This window comes from Microbacterium sp. NPDC057658 (assembly GCF_042799975.1).
Classification (GTDB): Bacteria; Actinomycetota; Actinomycetes; order Actinomycetales; family Microbacteriaceae; genus Microbacterium.
Genome location: NZ_JBHVHT010000002.1, coordinates 573,208 through 588,687 on the forward strand (window position 1 = coordinate 573,208; position 15,480 = coordinate 588,687).

The following is a 15,480-nucleotide window of genomic DNA, read 5'->3' on the forward strand; positions in this document are numbered from 1 at the left end:
CGGGGCATTCGTCGTGCGGTGCGGACGGGTCAGCGAGCCGACGCCTCGACGGTCACGCGCGCGACCTCCTGCAGCATCTCGTCCGTGATGACGACCACGTACGACGGGCTCTCGGCGACGTCGAACGAGACGGTGCCCTCCGCCGTGGACCCGGCGTCCTGCTCGCTGGACTCCAGCGTCGCCTCGCCGAAGATGTCGTAGTCGCCCTCGGTGCCGTCTGCGGTCTCGACGGAGAAGTAGAGCGGGTTGACGTAGGTCGTCCCGTCGAGCGTCTCCCAGGCCACGTCGATCACCAGATATCCGCCGTTCGCGGGCTCGAAATCCGTGCCGTTGGTCGGGCCGAACGTGGCGGAACGGATGGTGACCTCGGCCGTGCCCTCGAGCTGCGGCACGGTGACCGGCTCTCCCAGCGTGCCCTCGGCGACCTCACCCGTACCCGCGTCGCCGGTGTCGTCGGTCTCCGGCGCCGGGCTCTGAGTCGTGCCCTCGTCGTAGTCGGGAAGCGTGACCGGACGCACGGTGTTCGCGACAGCCAGCACGAAGAAGATGCTCACGACGATCGCGACGATGCCACCGAGCACCGACACCCCGAGCCCGGTGATCCCCGGCCACTTGGTGCCCTTCAGGAACAGGGAGATGAGCGAGACGATGAACCCGGCCGCCAGGAGGAACCAGGCGAACGGCAGCGTCACGGGGATGAACGCGAGGAGGAGGCCGAGCGCGGCGAGCCCGAGGCCGACGAGTCCGAGCACCGAGACCTTCTTCGCCGCCGCGGGAGCCGGCGCCTGACCGGGGTACGCGCCCTGGCCGGGATACGCCCCCTGCCCCGGATACGTTCCCTGCCCCGGATACGTTCCCTGAGTGCCCGGTGCCTGGCCCGGGTATCCGCCGGCGCTCTGCGCGCCCGGGTACGCGCCCGGTGCCGGGTAGCCGCCCTGGCCCTGGTACGCGTTCTGACCGGCACCGGCCGGCGGGACGATCGGCGCCGCGCCGGGGAGGTCGTGCGCGCCGCTGGTCGGTGCGCTCCAGTCCTGTGCCGGCTCAGGCGCGACGATGAACTCGGTCGCGGGCTCGTCCGGAGCGATCTCGCGCTCGGCGGCGACGGGTTCCGGAGCGACGGTCTCCGCCGACGCCGTCGGCTCCTGTCCGAGGGGAGCGCTATCGTCGGTCGCCGCGGCGGGGCTCTCCGCCGGGGTGCCCTCCGCGCCCGCGTCTTCGGTCGCCGTCGCGGTGGTGTCCTCGGTCGCCGTCGCGGTGGTGTCGCCTGTCGCCGTCGTCTCCGGCGCGAAGTGCTCGGTCCACTGCTGGCCGTCCCACCAGCGCAGGCGCCCGGAGCCGTCGTCGTACCAACCAGCAGGTGTCGTCATGGGGATCCCCTCCGTGTGTGCGCTCGCGTGGGGCACGCGAATCGACACTCCATGTATAGCAGCGGGCGACGACGCCGGTGGGGCCGGGGGGCGGAGGAATCGCAGGGCGGCGTGCTGCGCGGCGGGGTGTCGTGCCGAGCCGGAGGCGGTGGCGCGCTTAGGCTCGATTCGCCATGATTCGGTTCGAGAACGTCACGAAACGCTACCGCGGGACGTCGAAGCCCGCCCTGTCCGGTGTCGACTTCGAGGTGCAGCGCGGGGAGTTCGTCTTCCTCGTCGGTGCCTCCGGGTCCGGCAAGTCCTCCTGTCTGCGCCTCATCCTCCGCGAGGACGTGCCGACGAGCGGTCGGGTGGCCGTCCTCGGCCGCGACCTGCGGGCGCTCGCGAACCGGAAGGTGCCGTACTTCCGTCGGCACATCGGCTCGGTGTTCCAGGACTTCCGGCTGCTGCCGTCCAAGACGGTCTATCAGAACGTCGCCTTCACGCTGCAGGTCACCGGCTCGTCCCGCGGCTTCATCCAGCAGGCCGTTCCCGAGGCGCTCGCTCTCGTCGGACTCGACGGCAAGGAGAAGCGCATGCCGCACGAGCTCTCCGGCGGGGAGCAGCAGCGCGTCGCGATCGCCAGGGCGCTCGTCAACCGTCCGCAGGTGCTGCTGGCCGACGAGCCCACCGGAAACCTCGACCCCGCGACCTCCGTCGACATCATGCAGCTGCTCGCCCGGATCAACGCGGGCGGCACGACGGTGCTCATGGCCACGCACGAGGCCGGCTTCGTCGACCAGATGCGCCGCCGCGTGATCGAGCTCCGCGACGGCGAGATGGTCCGCGACGAGGTGCACGGCGGATACGGCGACACCTCGAACATCCCGCGCCTGGTGCCGGAGGAGGTCCGCGGTGCCGCGGCCGCCGCCGCCCTCACCGCCGTGCAGGAGGTGCAGCGCCAGACCGCCGACCTCTCCGTGGTGCGCGCCGCACTGGCCGAGGAGCTGGACGCCCAGCGCCGGGCTGCGGCCGCATCTCCCGCGGTCACCAAGCCCGCCGCCGACCCGGCCCCGCAGGTGGTCGAGCCGCCGGAGCCCGCGCGGGAGCCGGGCGTGGTCGAACCGCCGGACGTGGTGCATCCCCCGGCCGCGCCGCCGTCCGCCGCCGCGCGCCCCGCCCCCGGGGCGCCGGGGACGCGTCCGATCGTGATCCCGGAGGTGGACGTCGCCGAGCTCGGCGTGGCGGACCGCCTCGGCCTGTCGGACCAGGACGACGAGGAAGTGGGCCCGACCTCATGAGAATCGGCCTGATCCTGACCGAGGCCCTCGTCGGCCTGCGGCGCAACATCTCGATGGTGATCTCCGTCGTGCTCGTCACGTTCGTGTCGCTGACGTTCGTCGGTGCCGCGATCCTCATGCAGTCCCAGATCGGCGTGATGCGCGGGTACTGGTCCGAGCGCGCCCAGGTGGCCGTCTACATGTGCTCCGCGGTGTCGGAGTCGGACACCTGCGTGGACGGCGCGGCGAGCGAGGAGCAGGTGGCCGCCGTGCGCGCCCAGCTCGAGGGCGACGCGCTGTCGCCGCTCATCAGCTCCATGACCTTCGACACGAAGGAGGAGACGTACGCCAAGCTCGTCGAGCAGGTGGGGGAGGAGCAGGCCAGCGTGCTCTCGCCCGACCAGGCGTTCGAGGTCTTCTTCGTGACCATGAAGGACCCGGGCCAGTCGCAGGTGCTCGCCGAGGCGTTCAGCGACCAGGCCGGAGTGGAGCAGGTCCAGGACCAGCTCCAATACCTCGAACCGCTGTTCTCCGCGCTGACGGTGGCCACCTACATCGCCGTCGGCATCGCCGTGCTCATGCTCATCGCCGCGACGCTGCTGATCGGCACGACGATCCGGTTGTCGGCCTACGCGCGGCGCAAGGAGATCGGCATCATGCGCCTCGTGGGCGCGTCGAACCGTTTCATCCAGACCCCGTTCGTGCTGGAGGGCGTGTTCGCCGCGCTGCTGGGCTCCGCCCTGGCCAGTGCCGCCGTCGTCGCGGGCATGCACTTCGGCGTGAACGGCTACCTGCGCGGCCGCGTGCCCTTCATCACCACCTGGGTGACCATGCAGGATGCGGCGCTCGTCGTCCCGGTCCTCGTCGGGATCGGCGTGGTCCTCGCGGCCCTGTCGGCGGGCTTCGCGATCCGACGGTGGCTGCGCACCTGATACCCTGAAAGGCTGCTCGGCCGATCCGCTGCCGAGCCGTCCACGGCACCACAGCACAGGAGATCATCATGCCCAGGGAACGCGGGGAGAAGGTCATCGCGACCAATCGTCGCGCGCGTCACGACTACAACATCGAGAAGTCGTACGAGGCGGGGATGGTGCTCACCGGCACCGAGGTGAAGTCGCTCCGCCAGGGGCGCGCGAACCTCAGCGACGGGTACGCGTTCGTGAAGGGCAACGAGGTCTTCCTCGACGCCGTGCACATCCCGGAGTACTCGCAGGGGCACTGGACGAACCACTCGGCCAAGCGCATCCGCAAGCTCCTCCTGCACCGGGAGGAGATCGCGAAGCTCGCCCACGCCGTCTCCGCGGGCGGATACACGCTCATCCCGCTCAAGCTGTATTTCTCGGACGGTCGCGCCAAGGTCGAGATCGCTCTCGCGAAGGGCAAGCGCGAGTACGACAAGCGTCAGACCCTCCGCGAACGCCAGGACACCCGTGAGGCCGAGCGGGCGATGCGGCTGCGCAACCGGGTGGGCGAGTAGCCGCCCGCGCTCAGAGGCTCGGCGTGAAGCCGAACACCCGGCCGAGGAACGCGAGCTCGCGTTCCAGCGCGTCGACGATGGTCTCCGCGCTGCGGAACCCGTGACCCTCGCCCGGGTACAGCACGTACTCGTGGTCGATGCCGTTCGCCGCCAGCGCGTCGCGGATGGCCTCCGACTGGGGCGGCGGCACGACACGGTCCTCCCCGCCCTGCAGCAGCAGCACCGGCACGTCGATGCGGTCGGCGTGGGTCAGAGGCGAGCGCTCGATGTACACGTCCTCGGCGGCGGGGAGCGGACCGACGAGGCCGTCGAGGTACGACGCCTCGAAGTCGTGGGTCTCGGCGGCGAGCATCCGCAGATCCGCGACGCCGTAGCGGCTGATGCCCGCGGCGAACGTGCCACCCCGCACGAGCGCCGAGAGCACCGTCCAGCCGCCCGCCGAGCCGCCGCGGATGGCGATGCGCGCGGGATCGGCGAGACCGGCGTCGGCGAGCCCGCGAGCGGCCGCGATAACGTCGTCCACGTCCACGACGCCCCACTGTCCCTGCAGGCGGTCGCGGTACGCCCGACCGTAACCGGTGGACCCGCCGTAGTTCACGTCGAGGACCCCGATTCCCCGGCTCGTGAAGAAGGCGATCGAGGCGGAGGCCGCTCCCGTGACATGGGCGGTGGGCCCGCCGTGCACGAGCACGATGTAGGGCGGGAGCTCGCCGTCGGCGCCGCGGGGCTCTCCGGGCGCGGCGGGCGGATAAGCGAAGGCGTGCACGGGGCCGTGCGCCCCCTCCACGACGAGCTGCTGGGCCGCCGGCATCCAGTCCTCGTCGACCGGAGCGCCGCCGGTGACGGTCTCGACGGCCCCGCTGTCCACGTCGACGCACCAGATGCCGGAGGTCACGCGCGAGCCGTCTCCGCTGAGCAGCACGCGGGAGCCGGAGACGTCGTCAACGCTGAGATGCCCGTCGCCCGGGACCGCAATGGCGCGCGTCTCGCCGTCCGGGGACACGAGCTGCACCTCGTCGCGGCCGTCGGTGCGGACGGCCACGAGGCGGCCGTCCGCCAGCGGCTGGAACCAGCGGTTGCCGAGCACCCACAGGCCGTAGCCGGTGTCCGCGTCGGATGAGGTGAGCGGGCGGGAGGCACCGGCCTGGAGGCCGTCGAGCGCGAGGTGATGGAGCTGCCAGCGTCCCGAGCCGTCGTCGGCGAACACGAGCGCGTCGTCGCCGATCCATTCCGGCTGCAGGGCGGCGGAGGTGGGGACCCGGGTGATCGTCCCGCCGGCCGCCGATCCGATCGCGAGCGCGGCGCTCTCCCAGGGCATGCTGTCCGCCTGCCATTCGACCCAGGCGACGCGGCTGCCGTCGGGCGAGAGCGCGGGATGGGCGAAGAAGCCGGGACCCTCGACGATCACCCGGATCGCGGAGGCGTCCTCGGCGGCCGAACCGTCCACGGGGATCTCCACGATCGCGCGGCGGTGCGGGTCGGTCGAGAGGTCTTCCCGCACGGCCAGCAGTCGGCCGCTCTGCACGCGCAGCCCGCCGTACGCGGGGCCGGCGGCGGTGAGGGGGCTCGGCTCCGTCCCGCGATCCATCCGGTGCACGCGCTGGTCGGCTCCGGAGACGAAGTACAGGGTGTCGCCGTCGACGGTCCAGGCGCCGCCCCCGTACTCGTACACGCGGGAGCGGGCGTTCCAGGGTGCCGGGAGGATCTCCGCGCCCGTCGAGCTGCGCACCGTGACGCGTCCGCCCTCGGCGGGCACGGACTCGGCCCACCACACCTCGTCGCCCACGAAGCGGGCCCCGTCGATGCGCGGTGCCGCTCCTGCGACGGCTGCGGCGGTGAAGGGGGAGGACCAGGAGCCGAACGGTGAGGACATGCCTCGAGCCTACGGGCGGTGACACACGACGTCACACTCGTGCGGCGGGCCGAGGGCGTGTTCTAGGTTTCTGGAAACGCCCGGTTCATCCCGGGCGTGGAGCGACAGCCGAGCCCGGCACCCGCCCGCGAACGACGTGCTCTTCGTCGTGCGCGGACCCCGGCCCCTGTCCCCTGGAGAGAAGATGTCTTCCACGTTCGACGCCTCCCGCGCCTCCCGCGTGCCGTTCTCCTTCGAGCTCTACCCGCCGCGCTCGGAGTCGAGCCAGGAGGCCCTGCACGAGACCGTCCGTCGTCTCGCCGCGGCCGGCCCGGAGTTCCTGTCGGTGACCTACGGCGCCGGCGGCTCGACCGGCGGCCGCTCGCTCGATGTGCTGCGCTTCATCCGGGAGCATACCGACGTCGAACCCCTCGCTCATCTCACGTGCGTCGGCAACACCTACGCCGGAGCCACCGCGCTCATCCGGGAGTTCCTCGACGCCGGGATCCTCCGATTCCTCGCCCTGCGCGGAGACCCGCCCGCGGGACAGAGCGAGCCCTTCCTGGGCGACCTGGAGAGCGCCGCCCAGCTCGTGCAGCTCATCGATCGCGTCCAGGCCGAGCGTGCGCCGTACCAGGAGTCTCCGGTCCCCGGTCTCCCCGGAGCCGCACTCGTGGCCCCGCGGCAGAAGGTCGACATCGCGGTCGCCGCGTTCCCGAAGGGGCACCCCCGGGCCACGCACCGCACGCAGGATGTCGAGGCGCTGCTCGCCAAGCAGGCCGCGGGGGCGACCTTCGCCATCACGCAGCTCTTCTTCCACCCCGATGACTACCTCGCCTTCGTGGAGCGCGCCCGCGCCGGAGGCGTCACCATCCCGATCCTCCCCGGCATCATGCCGATCACGTCGCCGGCCCGGCTCGCCCGGGTGCTGGAGCTGACCGGGGAGGACCTGCCCAGCGAGCTCGCGATCGCCCTCGATGTCGAGCCGACCGCCGAAGGGCGGCGGGAGATCGGGATCTCCTGGGCCGCGCGCCTCGCCGCCGACGTCGTCGCCGGCGGGGCCCCCGGCGTGCATCTGTACGCCTTCAACCAGCACGAGACCGTCCTGACCGTCCTTGCCGAAGCCGGCATCGTCCCGGCGCTCCGGCACTAGTCCCCGCCGAAAGGAAACACCATGACCGCATTCCCCGAGGGCACCATCCTCGGCTACCCCCGCATCGGCCGTCGCCGCGAGCTCAAGAAGGCCGTCGAGGCGTTCTGGGCCGGCCGCATCGACGAGCAGGAGCTGGAGCGGACGGCCGCGGACCTGCGCGCGGCGACCCGCGAGCGCCTGGCGGGGCTCGGCCTCGGCCGCACGGACTCGTCCATCCCGGAGTCCTTCTCCTTCTACGACCAGGTCCTCGACGCCGCTGTCACGGTCGGCGCGATCCCTGCCCGCTTCGACGACCTCCGCGAGGCCGACGGGTCGATCGGCCTCTCCGCCCTATTCACCGTCGCCCGCGGCGAAGGCGAGCGGGCGCCGCTGGAGATGACGAAGTGGTTCGACTCGAACTACCACTACCTCGTGCCGGAGATCGGCCCGGAGACGGTGTTCTCCCTCGCCAGCGACCGCCTGGTGCGCGAGGTCGCCGAGGCCGTCGCCGCCGGCTTCGTCACGCGTCCCGTGGTCGTCGGACCGGTCACGCTGCTGGCGCTCGCGAAGGCGTCGGACGACGCGCCGGAGGGCTTCGAGCCGCTCTCGCGGCTGGAGGACGTCCTGCCGGTCTACGTCGATCTGCTCGCCCGTCTGCGCGCCGCGGGCGCCGAGTGGGTGCAGCTCGACGAGCCCGCCCTCGTGAGCGAGTCCCTGCCGGCGACGACCGCGCAGCTCGCGTCCGCCGCGGAGCGCGCGCTCGCAGTGCTCGGGAACGCCGAAGAGCGGCCCTCGATCCTCGTCGCGGCCCCGTACGCGAGCCTCGGCGCGACGTTCGCGACCGTGGCCGCCGCCCCCGTCGAGGCCATCGCCGTGGATCTCGTGCGCGGCACCGTGCCCGACGCGGTGCCGGGCCTCGAGGGCAAGACCCTCGTCGGCGGTGTGATCGACGGTCACAACATCTGGCGTGGCGACCTGTCCGCGGCGTTCGATTCTCTGAAGGCGCTCCGTGCGCTCGGGGCCCCGGTGTCGGCATCGACCTCGACCTCGCTGCTGCACGTGCCGCACGACGTGGAGGACGAGACGGCGCTGGACGCGCGCCTCGTCTCCTGGCTCGCCTTCGCGGATCAGAAGGTGCAGCAGGTCGTGACCCTCGCCCGCGGCCTGTCCGAAGGGCGCACGGCGATCGGGGCCGAGCTGGACGCCGCGACCGCTGCGCTGCAGGACCGCCTGACCGCTCCCGGTGTGCGCGACGGTGCGGTGCGTTCCCGTGCGCTGAGCGACGCCGACTTCGCCCGTGCCCCGTACCAGGAGCGGGAGGAGGCGCAGAACGCCCTCGGCCTGCCGGCGCTGCCCCTGACCACGATCGGCTCCTTCCCGCAGACCGGCGACATCCGCCGCGCCCGCGCCCAGTTCCTCCGCGGCGAGATCCCCGAGGACGACTACGAGGAGTTCCTGCGCCGTGAGGTCGCGGCGGTCGTCTCCCTGCAGGAGGACCTCGGTCTCGACGTCCTCGTGCACGGTGAGCCGGAGCGCAACGACATGGTGCAGTACTTCGCGGAGAACCTCGACGGCTTCGCGGTCACGCAGCACGGCTGGGTGCAGTCGTACGGCTCGCGAGCCACGCGCCCGTCGATCCTCTGGGGAGACGTCTCGCGTCCCGCGCCCATCACGGTCGGCTGGTCGGCGTACGCGCAGTCGCTCACGGCGAAGCACATGAAGGGGATGCTCACGGGCCCCGTCACGATCCTCGCGTGGTCCTTCGTCCGCGACGACCAGCCGCTGGGGGAGACGGCGAACCAGGTGGCGCTCGCGCTCCGCGATGAGATCGCCGACCTGGAGGCCGCGGGCATCCAGGTGATCCAGGTCGACGAGCCGGCGCTCCGGGAGCTGCTCCCGCTGAAGCAGGCCGACCAGCCGGCGTACCTCGACTGGTCCGTCGCCTCGTTCCGTCTGGCCACGGGCGGCGCTGCGGCGGCGACCCAGGTGCACACCCACCTCTGTTACTCGGAGTTCGGCGTCGTGATCGACGCGATCCGTGCGCTCGACGCGGACGTCACGTCCATCGAGGCGGCCCGGAGTCGCATGGAGGTCGTCGCGGACATCGCCGAGGTGGGCTTCGACCACGGCATCGGCCCCGGCGTGTACGACATCCACTCGCCGCGCGTGCCCACCGTGGAGGAGGTCGAGTCCCTGCTGCGGCGTGCGGTGGAGGAGATCCCCCTCCGTCAGCTCTGGGTGAACCCGGACTGCGGTCTGAAGACCCGCGGATACGCCGAGACCACGGCGTCGCTGCGGAACATCGTCGAGGCCACGCGGCGCGTGCGCGAGGACGTGGTGGTCACCGCCTGACGCGGTCGTCCCCGGACACACGAAGGCCCTCCCGGTGCGCCCGGGAGGGCCTTCGTTGTTGTCTCACCGACGATGCGGGGACTCAGACGGCGCGCATGACCGCGACGACCTTGCCGAGCACGACCGCCTCGTCGCCCAGGATCGGCTCGAAGGCAGAGTTGCGGGGGAGCAGCCACGTGTGACCGTCGCGACGACGGAGCACCTTGACGGTGGCCTCGCCGTCGAGCATGGCAGCCACGATCTCGCCGTTCTCCGCCGTGTTCTGCGAGCGCACGACGACCCAGTCGCCGTCGCAGATGGCGGCGTCGATCATCGACTCCCCGGAGACCTTGAGCATGAACAGGTCGCCCTTGCCGACGAGCTGCCGGGGGAGCGGGAAGATCTCCTCGACCTGCTGATCCGCCGTGATCGGCACGCCCGCGGCGATACGCCCCACCAGTGGGACCAGTGCGGCATCGCCCACGGGGGTCGCCACGTCCGCCGGGTTCTCCGCGCCCGTGCCGGGCAGGTCGATGAGGACCTCCATGGCACGCGTCTTGCCCGGGTCGCGACGCAGGTAGCCGCTGAGCTCGAGCTGACCGAGCTGGTGGGTGACGCTGGACAGCGACTTGAGCCCGACGGCGTCGCCGATCTCGCGCATGCTCGGCGGATAGCCGTTCTGCGCGATCGAGGCCTGGATGACCTCGAGGATCGCCATCTGCTTCGGGCTGAGGCTCTTGCGACGGCGGGTGCGCGGCGCCTCGGACTCGAGGGCTGAGGTGTCGCTCATGGTGCTCCTTCACTGCGTGATCCGACGTGCCGCTTCGAATGTCGGTGGCCCGTGGTGGGGTGTCCTTATCGAAACCGTATCCGAGAAAAGCGCCGATCTGGAAGATCTGTTCGAGCGTGTCGGCTGATTCGCGGGGCATGGTTTCGAAGACAGCTTGACAGATGTTCGAACTCGAAGATATCTTCGGAACGTAGCTTCGCATCCACGGCTCCCGGCCGAGGCGCGGATGCGAAAGCTACGCCAACCTCCCCGGGCTCCGGCGCCGGGACAGTAAGGAGCAGACATGAGCAGCATCAGCCTCAGCACCGCGACCGCCCTCCCGGCATCGGCCCGTCCGGCCACCCGGCTGCGGATCACGGCACGCGGCCGTCGCACTCTGCTCGCGCTCGCGTCGGTCCCGCTCGCGGCGGGCATCGCCTTCGCCGCGCTCAGCGGGGGCAGCGCGACCGCCTCCGGCGCGGACGCGCCGGCCGTCTCCGTCGAGACCGTCACGGTCATGCCCGGCGACACCCTCTGGTCGATCGCGAGCAGCATCGCTCCCGAGGCCGACCCGCGGGATGTCATCGGTGAGATCACCCGCATGAACCTGCTGCGCGGCGGGGAGCTCCAGGTCGGCCAGGAGCTCGCACTGCCGGCGCGGTACACCGACTGACGCCGAGTCCTCCCGGCCGAATCGTCACGATGACCTCGGCTCTCCCTGCTCCTCTTAAGATGGGAAGGGTGACCTTCTCCCTCAACGATCTCCCGCTCCGCGACGATCTGCGCGGACTCACCCCATACGGAGCGCCGCAGGCCCCGCTGCCGGTGGCGCTGAACGTCAACGAGAACACGCATCCGGTTCCCGACGAGGTCGCGAGCGACATCCTCGATGACATCGCCGTGGCGATCCGAGACGTGAACCGGTACCCGGACCGCGAGTTCACGACGCTGCGGGAGGCGTTCGCCGACTACCTGGGTCACGGCCTCACGCCGGAGCAGATCTGGGCGGGCAACGGGTCCAACGAGGTGCTGCAGCACATCTTCCAGGCGTTCGGCGGGCCGGGACGCACGGCCTTCGGATTCGCGCCCACGTACTCCATGTACCCGCTCATCGCGAAGGGGACGGGCGCGTCCTGGATCGCGGGCACCCGTCAGCCCGACTACACGGTCACCCCGGAGGAGGCGGCGCAGCAGGTGCGCGCGGCCGACCCCGACATCGTGATCCTCTGCTCGCCGAACAACCCGACCGGCACCCCGCTGGGGCTCGACGTCGTGGAGGCCGTCTACGAGGCGGCCCGCGGCGTCGTGATCGTCGACGAGGCCTACCAGGAGTTCGCGCCACGGGATGCGGCGTCGGCCCTCACCCTCCTGGAAGGACGGCCGCGCCTCGCCGTCTCCCGAACGATGAGCAAGGCCTTCGCCTTCGCCGGCGCCCGCGTCGGCTACCTCGCGGCCGACCCGGCGTTCATCGACGCGCTCCGGCTCGTGCGACTGCCGTACCACCTCAGCGCTCTGACGCAGGCCGCCGCGGTCGCCGCCCTCCGCAACGCCGACGTCATGCTCGGCATGGTGCAGGAGATCGTGGAGCAGCGGGACCGCATCACGGCGACGCTCGAAGCCCTCGGGTACACCCCGCACCTCTCGTGGTCCAACTTCGTGCTGTTCGGCGGCGTCGCGGATCCGCAGACGACGTGGCAGCAGCTGTACGACCGCGGTGTGCTCGTCCGCGACGTCGGCATCCCCGGCCACCTGCGGGTGAGCGCCGGCACGGAGGCGGAGACGACGGCGTTCCTGGACGCCCTGGCCTCGATAGGATCGGCATCATGACCATCCCCGCGCCCACCGCACGCACCGCGAGCCGCGTGCGCAGCACGTCGGAGTCCACCGTCGAGGTCGAGCTGAACCTCGACGGCACCGGTGCGAGCCGCATCGACACCTCGGTGCCGTTCTTCGACCACATGCTCACGGCGTTCGCCAAGCACTCGCTGACGGATCTCACCGTGCGGGCCTCCGGGGACACCCACATCGACGCGCACCACACCGTGGAGGACGTCTCGATCGTGCTCGGCCAGGCGATCCTGGCCGCCCTCGGAGACAAGTCCGGCATCTCCCGGTACGGCGACGCCCTCGTCCCCCTGGACGAGGCGCTCGCGCAGGCGGTCGTCGACATCTCCGGCCGCCCCTACCTCGTGCACGAGGGGGAGCCCGCGGGCTTCGAGCACCACCTGATCGGCGGGCACTTCACGGGATCCCTCGTGCGGCACGTCTTCGAGGCCATCACCTTCAACGCCGCGCTGACCGTGCACGTGCGGGTGCTGAGCGGGCGCGACCCGCACCACATCGCCGAGGCCGAGTTCAAGGCGTTCGCGCGAGCGTTCCGCCAGGCGAAGGCCCTGGATCCTCTCGTCGACGGCATCCCGTCGACCAAGGGGGCGCTGTGAGCGCCGCGCCGCGGGTCGCCGTCTTCGACTACGAGTCCGGGAACGTCCACTCCGCTGTGAAGGCGCTCGTCGCCGCGGGAGCCGATGCCGTGCTGACCCGCGACCGCGCCGAGGCGCTGGAGGCCGACGGGTTCGTCGTGCCCGGTGTCGGCGCCTTCCAGGCTGTGCGGGACGCCCTGCACGCCCACGGCGGCGACGAGATCATCGGCCGTCGTCTCGCGGGGGGCCGACCGGTGCTCGGCATCTGCGTCGGCATGCAGGTGCTGTTCGAGCACGGCGTCGAGCGGGGGCACGACACCGCGGGCCTCGGCGAGTGGCCGGGTGCTGTGACGGAGCTCGACGCCCCGGTCCTGCCGCACATGGGCTGGAACACGGTCGAGCCGGGGGAGGACACCGTCCTGTTCCGCGGCATCGAGCAGGAGCGCTTCTACTTCGTGCACTCCTATGCCGCGCAGTCCTGGGAGCTCGACGTGATCCCGCCGTTCCCGCAGCCCGTGCTCACGTGGGCGACCTACGGCGGCCCCTTCCTCGCGGCCGTCGAGAACGGCCCGCTCTCGGCGACGCAGTTCCACCCGGAGAAGTCCGGGGACGCCGGCATCCAGCTGCTCCGGAACTGGGTGCAGAGCCTCTGACCCCAGCTGCGTCGGCGCCCGGCGTCACGCGGTTTGTCCCGCGCCCCGCGGCGGACTACCCTCGTCTCTCGTGCCCGCTCGGGCCGCAGACCCACCCGAACCAAGGACCCCATGAACGACTTCGCGCAGTCCCCCTCGCTCACGCTCCTTCCCGCGGTCGATGTCGCCGGCGGCAAGGCGGTCCGTCTCACGCAGGGGGAAGCCGGGACCGAGACGAGCTACGGCGACCCGCTCGACGCGGCAGGGGAGTGGGTGTCGCAGGGGGCCTCCTGGATCCACCTCGTCGACCTCGACGCGGCGTTCGGACGCGGCAGCAACGCGCCGATCCTGCGCAAGGTCATCAAGCAGTTCAAGAACGTCAACGTCGAGCTCTCCGGCGGCATCCGGGACGACGCGAGCCTGGAGGCCGCTCTGGAGAGCGGCGCCGCCCGCATCAACCTCGGCACCGCCGCTCTGGAGAACCCCGAGTGGGCGGCCGACGTGATCAGCCGCTTCGGTGAGGCGATCGCCGTCGGCCTCGACGTCCGCGGCACGACCCTCGCGGCGCGCGGCTGGACGAAGGAGGGCGGCGACCTCTGGGAGGTGCTCGAGCGCCTCGAGGACGCCGGCTGCAGCCGCTACGTCGTCACCGACGTGACCAAGGACGGCACGCTGCGCGGCCCGAACCTGGAACTCCTGCGCGAGGTGACCTCGCGCACGCCGAAGCCGGTCGTCGCGTCCGGCGGCATCTCGAACCTCGACGACATCGCCGCGCTGCGCGACCTCGTGCCCCTGGGCGTCGAGGGCGCCATCGTCGGGAAGGCTCTGTACGCGGGCGCCTTCACGCTCGCGGAGGCCCTGGATGTCGCCGGAGACTGATCCGCACGCCTGCGGTCCGGAGTCGCACAACCGGGCCGATTCCGCCGGCGTCCCCTGGGAGGGGCGCAGCTTCGAGTCGAATCCGCACGCGGCCGACGACGGCTCCGCGGACCCCGCTCTGCTCGCCGCGCTGCACCGCTTCCGTGCGGGCGAGGGGAGTCAGGCCGAGGTCGTCGACGCGTTCCGCTCCGCCCGTGTGCTCGTGCCCCTGATCGCGGAGAAGGGCGAGGAGGGCGTGGCGCCCAGCGGTCTCGCGGTGGACAAGACGCAGGAGCTCTCGATCGTCACCGTGGCCGCACCGGACGGGCGCCGCGTCCAGCCGGTGTTCTCGTCGGTCGAGACGATGCAGCGCTGGGACCCGTCGGCCCGCCCCATCCCGGTCGAGGCCGTCCGTGCGGCCCTGGCCGCGTCGTCGGAGGACACCGATCTCATCGTGCTGGACCCCACGTCCGACACCGAGTTCGTGATCCGCCGCCCCGCCGTCTGGGCCGTGGCGCAGGGGCACGCCTGGGAGCCGAGCTTCCTCTCTCCCGAGGTCGTCACCGCCCTCCGGGAGAGCATCGCCCACGAGCTCGCCGTGATCGACGTCTCCGTCGCGCCGGGTGACCCGGACGCGCGCCTCCGCGGACCGGAGCTCATCGTGGTCCTGGAGCTCGTCGACGGCCTGGAGCGAGAGGTCCTGGATGCCGTGCTCGCGCGGCTCGCTCAGCGCTGGGCGGCGGACGACCGGATCGCCGTCCTCGCCGACTCGCTGACGGTCAAGCTCCGCCGCAGCATCTGAGGCGGAGCGTCGGCCGGATCAGGTGACGGGACCGGTCCACTTCTCACCCGGCCCCTTGCCGATCGGGTCGGGGATCGTCGAGGCCTCGCGGAAGGCGAGCTGCAGCGACCGGAGGCCGTCCCGCAGCGACCGGGCGTGCATATCGCTGATCTCCGGGGCGCCGGCGGTGATGAGCCCCGCGAGGGCATTGATGAGCTTGCGCGCCTCGTCCAGGTCGAGCTGGGCCGCGGCGTCCGGGTCGTCCGCGAGGCCGAGCTTCACGGCCGCCGCGCTCATGAGGTGCACGGCGGCGGTGGTGATCACCTCGACGGCCGGGACGTCGGCGATGTCACGGACGGCCGAGGAGGCTGCCTCTTCCTGCCGAGCCCATCGCTCCTCGCGCTCGCGGGCCGCCTCGTCCGATGCCTGGTTCGTCACTTCGCCTTGCTTTCTGTTAGACTTTGGCGGGCTCCGGAGCGTCGTGCTCCGGAACGAAAGAGGATTCACTTCCCACCCGCGCTTGCCGTTCCAGGCTACCGGGTCTTGCACTCCGCCGGCTCCGCTCGTCACGAGAGGACCGGTAGACAGGGTGCGGAGCCGGC

15 protein-coding genes are annotated in these 15,480 nt (G+C 71.7%); 11 read left to right on the plus strand and 4 right to left on the minus strand.

Annotation, left to right across the window (positions count from 1 at the left end; translation table 11 throughout):
* Positions 1-29 precede the first annotated feature (29 nt).
* A complete protein-coding gene (locus ACFU8V_RS16280; RefSeq protein ID WP_283398793.1) occupies positions 30-1,367 on the minus strand; it encodes a DUF2510 domain-containing protein in 1,338 nt (445 codons plus the stop codon).
* A gap of 173 nt (positions 1,368-1,540) precedes the next feature.
* On the opposite strand from ACFU8V_RS16280, the gene ftsE reads away from it, so the two are divergent.
* From ftsE to smpB, 3 genes are all read left to right on the plus strand, one after another.
* Entirely contained in the window at positions 1,541-2,647 is a 1,107-nt protein-coding gene (gene ftsE / locus ACFU8V_RS16285; RefSeq protein ID WP_025105295.1) for a cell division ATP-binding protein FtsE, read from the plus strand.
* Positions 2,644-3,558 carry a permease-like cell division protein FtsX gene (gene ftsX, locus ACFU8V_RS16290; RefSeq protein ID WP_025105294.1) on the plus strand — a complete coding sequence of 305 codons (915 nt, stop codon included), beginning with the start codon at positions 2,644-2,646 and terminating at the stop codon, positions 3,556-3,558. The genes ftsE and ftsX overlap by 4 nt, the downstream gene beginning before the upstream one ends.
* 68 nt (positions 3,559-3,626) lie before the next feature.
* Positions 3,627-4,103, plus strand: a complete 477-nt coding sequence (smpB, locus tag ACFU8V_RS16295; protein ID WP_050722832.1) for an SsrA-binding protein SmpB — start codon at positions 3,627-3,629, stop codon at positions 4,101-4,103.
* A gap of 10 nt (positions 4,104-4,113) precedes the next feature.
* Here the strand turns inward: smpB and ACFU8V_RS16300 are convergent, their stop codons facing one another.
* Positions 4,114-5,976, minus strand: a complete 1,863-nt coding sequence (locus ACFU8V_RS16300; protein ID WP_378872762.1) for a S9 family peptidase — start codon at positions 5,974-5,976, stop codon at positions 4,114-4,116.
* A gap of 184 nt (positions 5,977-6,160) precedes the next feature.
* On the opposite strand from ACFU8V_RS16300, the gene ACFU8V_RS16305 reads away from it, so the two are divergent.
* On the plus strand, positions 6,161-7,108 hold the full coding sequence (locus tag ACFU8V_RS16305) for a methylenetetrahydrofolate reductase (RefSeq protein WP_062764648.1): 948 nt from the start codon (positions 6,161-6,163) through the stop codon (positions 7,106-7,108).
* A gap of 21 nt (positions 7,109-7,129) precedes the next feature.
* Entirely contained in the window at positions 7,130-9,439 is a 2,310-nt protein-coding gene (gene metE, locus ACFU8V_RS16310; protein ID WP_378872765.1) for a 5-methyltetrahydropteroyltriglutamate--homocysteine S-methyltransferase, read from the plus strand.
* A gap of 82 nt (positions 9,440-9,521) precedes the next feature.
* Here metE and lexA read toward each other — a convergent pair whose 3' ends face one another.
* Positions 9,522-10,208, minus strand: coding sequence for a transcriptional repressor LexA (gene lexA / locus ACFU8V_RS16315; RefSeq protein ID WP_025105289.1), 687 nt, complete (start codon positions 10,206-10,208; stop codon positions 9,522-9,524).
* 283 nt (positions 10,209-10,491) lie between these two features.
* Between lexA and ACFU8V_RS16320 the strand changes: the two genes are divergently transcribed.
* From ACFU8V_RS16320 to ACFU8V_RS16345, 6 genes are all read left to right on the plus strand, one after another.
* The gene (locus tag ACFU8V_RS16320; protein WP_025105288.1) at positions 10,492-10,860 is read left to right on the plus strand and encodes a LysM peptidoglycan-binding domain-containing protein; all 369 of its coding nucleotides are present in this window, start codon (positions 10,492-10,494) and stop codon (positions 10,858-10,860) included.
* Between the two features lie 68 nt (positions 10,861-10,928).
* On the plus strand, positions 10,929-12,014 hold the full coding sequence (locus tag ACFU8V_RS16325) for a histidinol-phosphate transaminase (protein WP_378872770.1): 1,086 nt from the start codon (positions 10,929-10,931) through the stop codon (positions 12,012-12,014).
* Positions 12,011-12,628: an imidazoleglycerol-phosphate dehydratase HisB gene (gene hisB / locus ACFU8V_RS16330; protein ID WP_025105286.1), complete on the plus strand. Its 618-nt coding sequence runs from the start codon at positions 12,011-12,013 to the stop codon at positions 12,626-12,628. The genes ACFU8V_RS16325 and hisB overlap by 4 nt, the downstream gene beginning before the upstream one ends.
* Positions 12,625-13,260 carry an imidazole glycerol phosphate synthase subunit HisH gene (gene hisH, locus ACFU8V_RS16335; protein WP_062764639.1) on the plus strand — a complete coding sequence of 212 codons (636 nt, stop codon included), beginning with the start codon at positions 12,625-12,627 and terminating at the stop codon, positions 13,258-13,260. The genes hisB and hisH overlap by 4 nt, the downstream gene beginning before the upstream one ends.
* 111 nt (positions 13,261-13,371) lie before the next feature.
* The gene (gene priA, locus ACFU8V_RS16340; RefSeq protein WP_025105284.1) at positions 13,372-14,118 is read left to right on the plus strand and encodes a bifunctional 1-(5-phosphoribosyl)-5-((5-phosphoribosylamino)methylideneamino)imidazole-4-carboxamide isomerase/phosphoribosylanthranilate isomerase PriA; all 747 of its coding nucleotides are present in this window, start codon (positions 13,372-13,374) and stop codon (positions 14,116-14,118) included.
* A complete protein-coding gene (locus ACFU8V_RS16345; protein ID WP_025105283.1) occupies positions 14,102-14,899 on the plus strand; it encodes an SseB family protein in 798 nt (265 codons plus the stop codon). Before priA ends, ACFU8V_RS16345 begins: the two co-directional genes overlap by 17 nt.
* 18 nt (positions 14,900-14,917) lie before the next feature.
* Here ACFU8V_RS16345 and ACFU8V_RS16350 read toward each other — a convergent pair whose 3' ends face one another.
* Complete coding sequence (locus ACFU8V_RS16350; RefSeq protein ID WP_025105282.1) at positions 14,918-15,316, minus strand: DUF1844 domain-containing protein; 399 nt, start codon at positions 15,314-15,316, stop codon at positions 14,918-14,920.
* Positions 15,317-15,480 lie beyond the last annotated feature (164 nt).

Excerpts from the sequence above, each read along its gene's own strand:
- smpB (WP_050722832.1), top strand. The coding sequence starts at position 3,627 with ATGCCCAGGGAACGCGGGGAGAAGGTCATCGCGACCAATCGTCGCGCG.
- ftsX (WP_025105294.1), top strand. The coding sequence starts at position 2,644 with ATGAGAATCGGCCTGATCCTGACCGAGGCCCTCGTCGGCCTGCGGCGC.
- ACFU8V_RS16305 (WP_062764648.1), top strand. The coding sequence starts at position 6,161 with ATGTCTTCCACGTTCGACGCCTCCCGCGCCTCCCGCGTGCCGTTCTCC.
- ftsE (WP_025105295.1), top strand. The coding sequence starts at position 1,541 with ATGATTCGGTTCGAGAACGTCACGAAACGCTACCGCGGGACGTCGAAG.
- ACFU8V_RS16300 (WP_378872762.1), bottom strand. The coding sequence starts at position 5,976 with ATGTCCTCACCGTTCGGCTCCTGGTCCTCCCCCTTCACCGCCGCAGCC.
- hisB (WP_025105286.1), top strand. The coding sequence starts at position 12,011 with ATGACCATCCCCGCGCCCACCGCACGCACCGCGAGCCGCGTGCGCAGC.
- priA (WP_025105284.1), top strand. The coding sequence starts at position 13,372 with ATGAACGACTTCGCGCAGTCCCCCTCGCTCACGCTCCTTCCCGCGGTC.
- ACFU8V_RS16345 (WP_025105283.1), top strand. The coding sequence starts at position 14,102 with ATGTCGCCGGAGACTGATCCGCACGCCTGCGGTCCGGAGTCGCACAAC.
- lexA (WP_025105289.1), bottom strand. The coding sequence starts at position 10,208 with ATGAGCGACACCTCAGCCCTCGAGTCCGAGGCGCCGCGCACCCGCCGT.
- metE (WP_378872765.1), top strand. The coding sequence starts at position 7,130 with ATGACCGCATTCCCCGAGGGCACCATCCTCGGCTACCCCCGCATCGGC.
- ACFU8V_RS16320 (WP_025105288.1), top strand. The coding sequence starts at position 10,492 with ATGAGCAGCATCAGCCTCAGCACCGCGACCGCCCTCCCGGCATCGGCC.
- ACFU8V_RS16280 (WP_283398793.1), bottom strand. The coding sequence starts at position 1,367 with ATGACGACACCTGCTGGTTGGTACGACGACGGCTCCGGGCGCCTGCGC.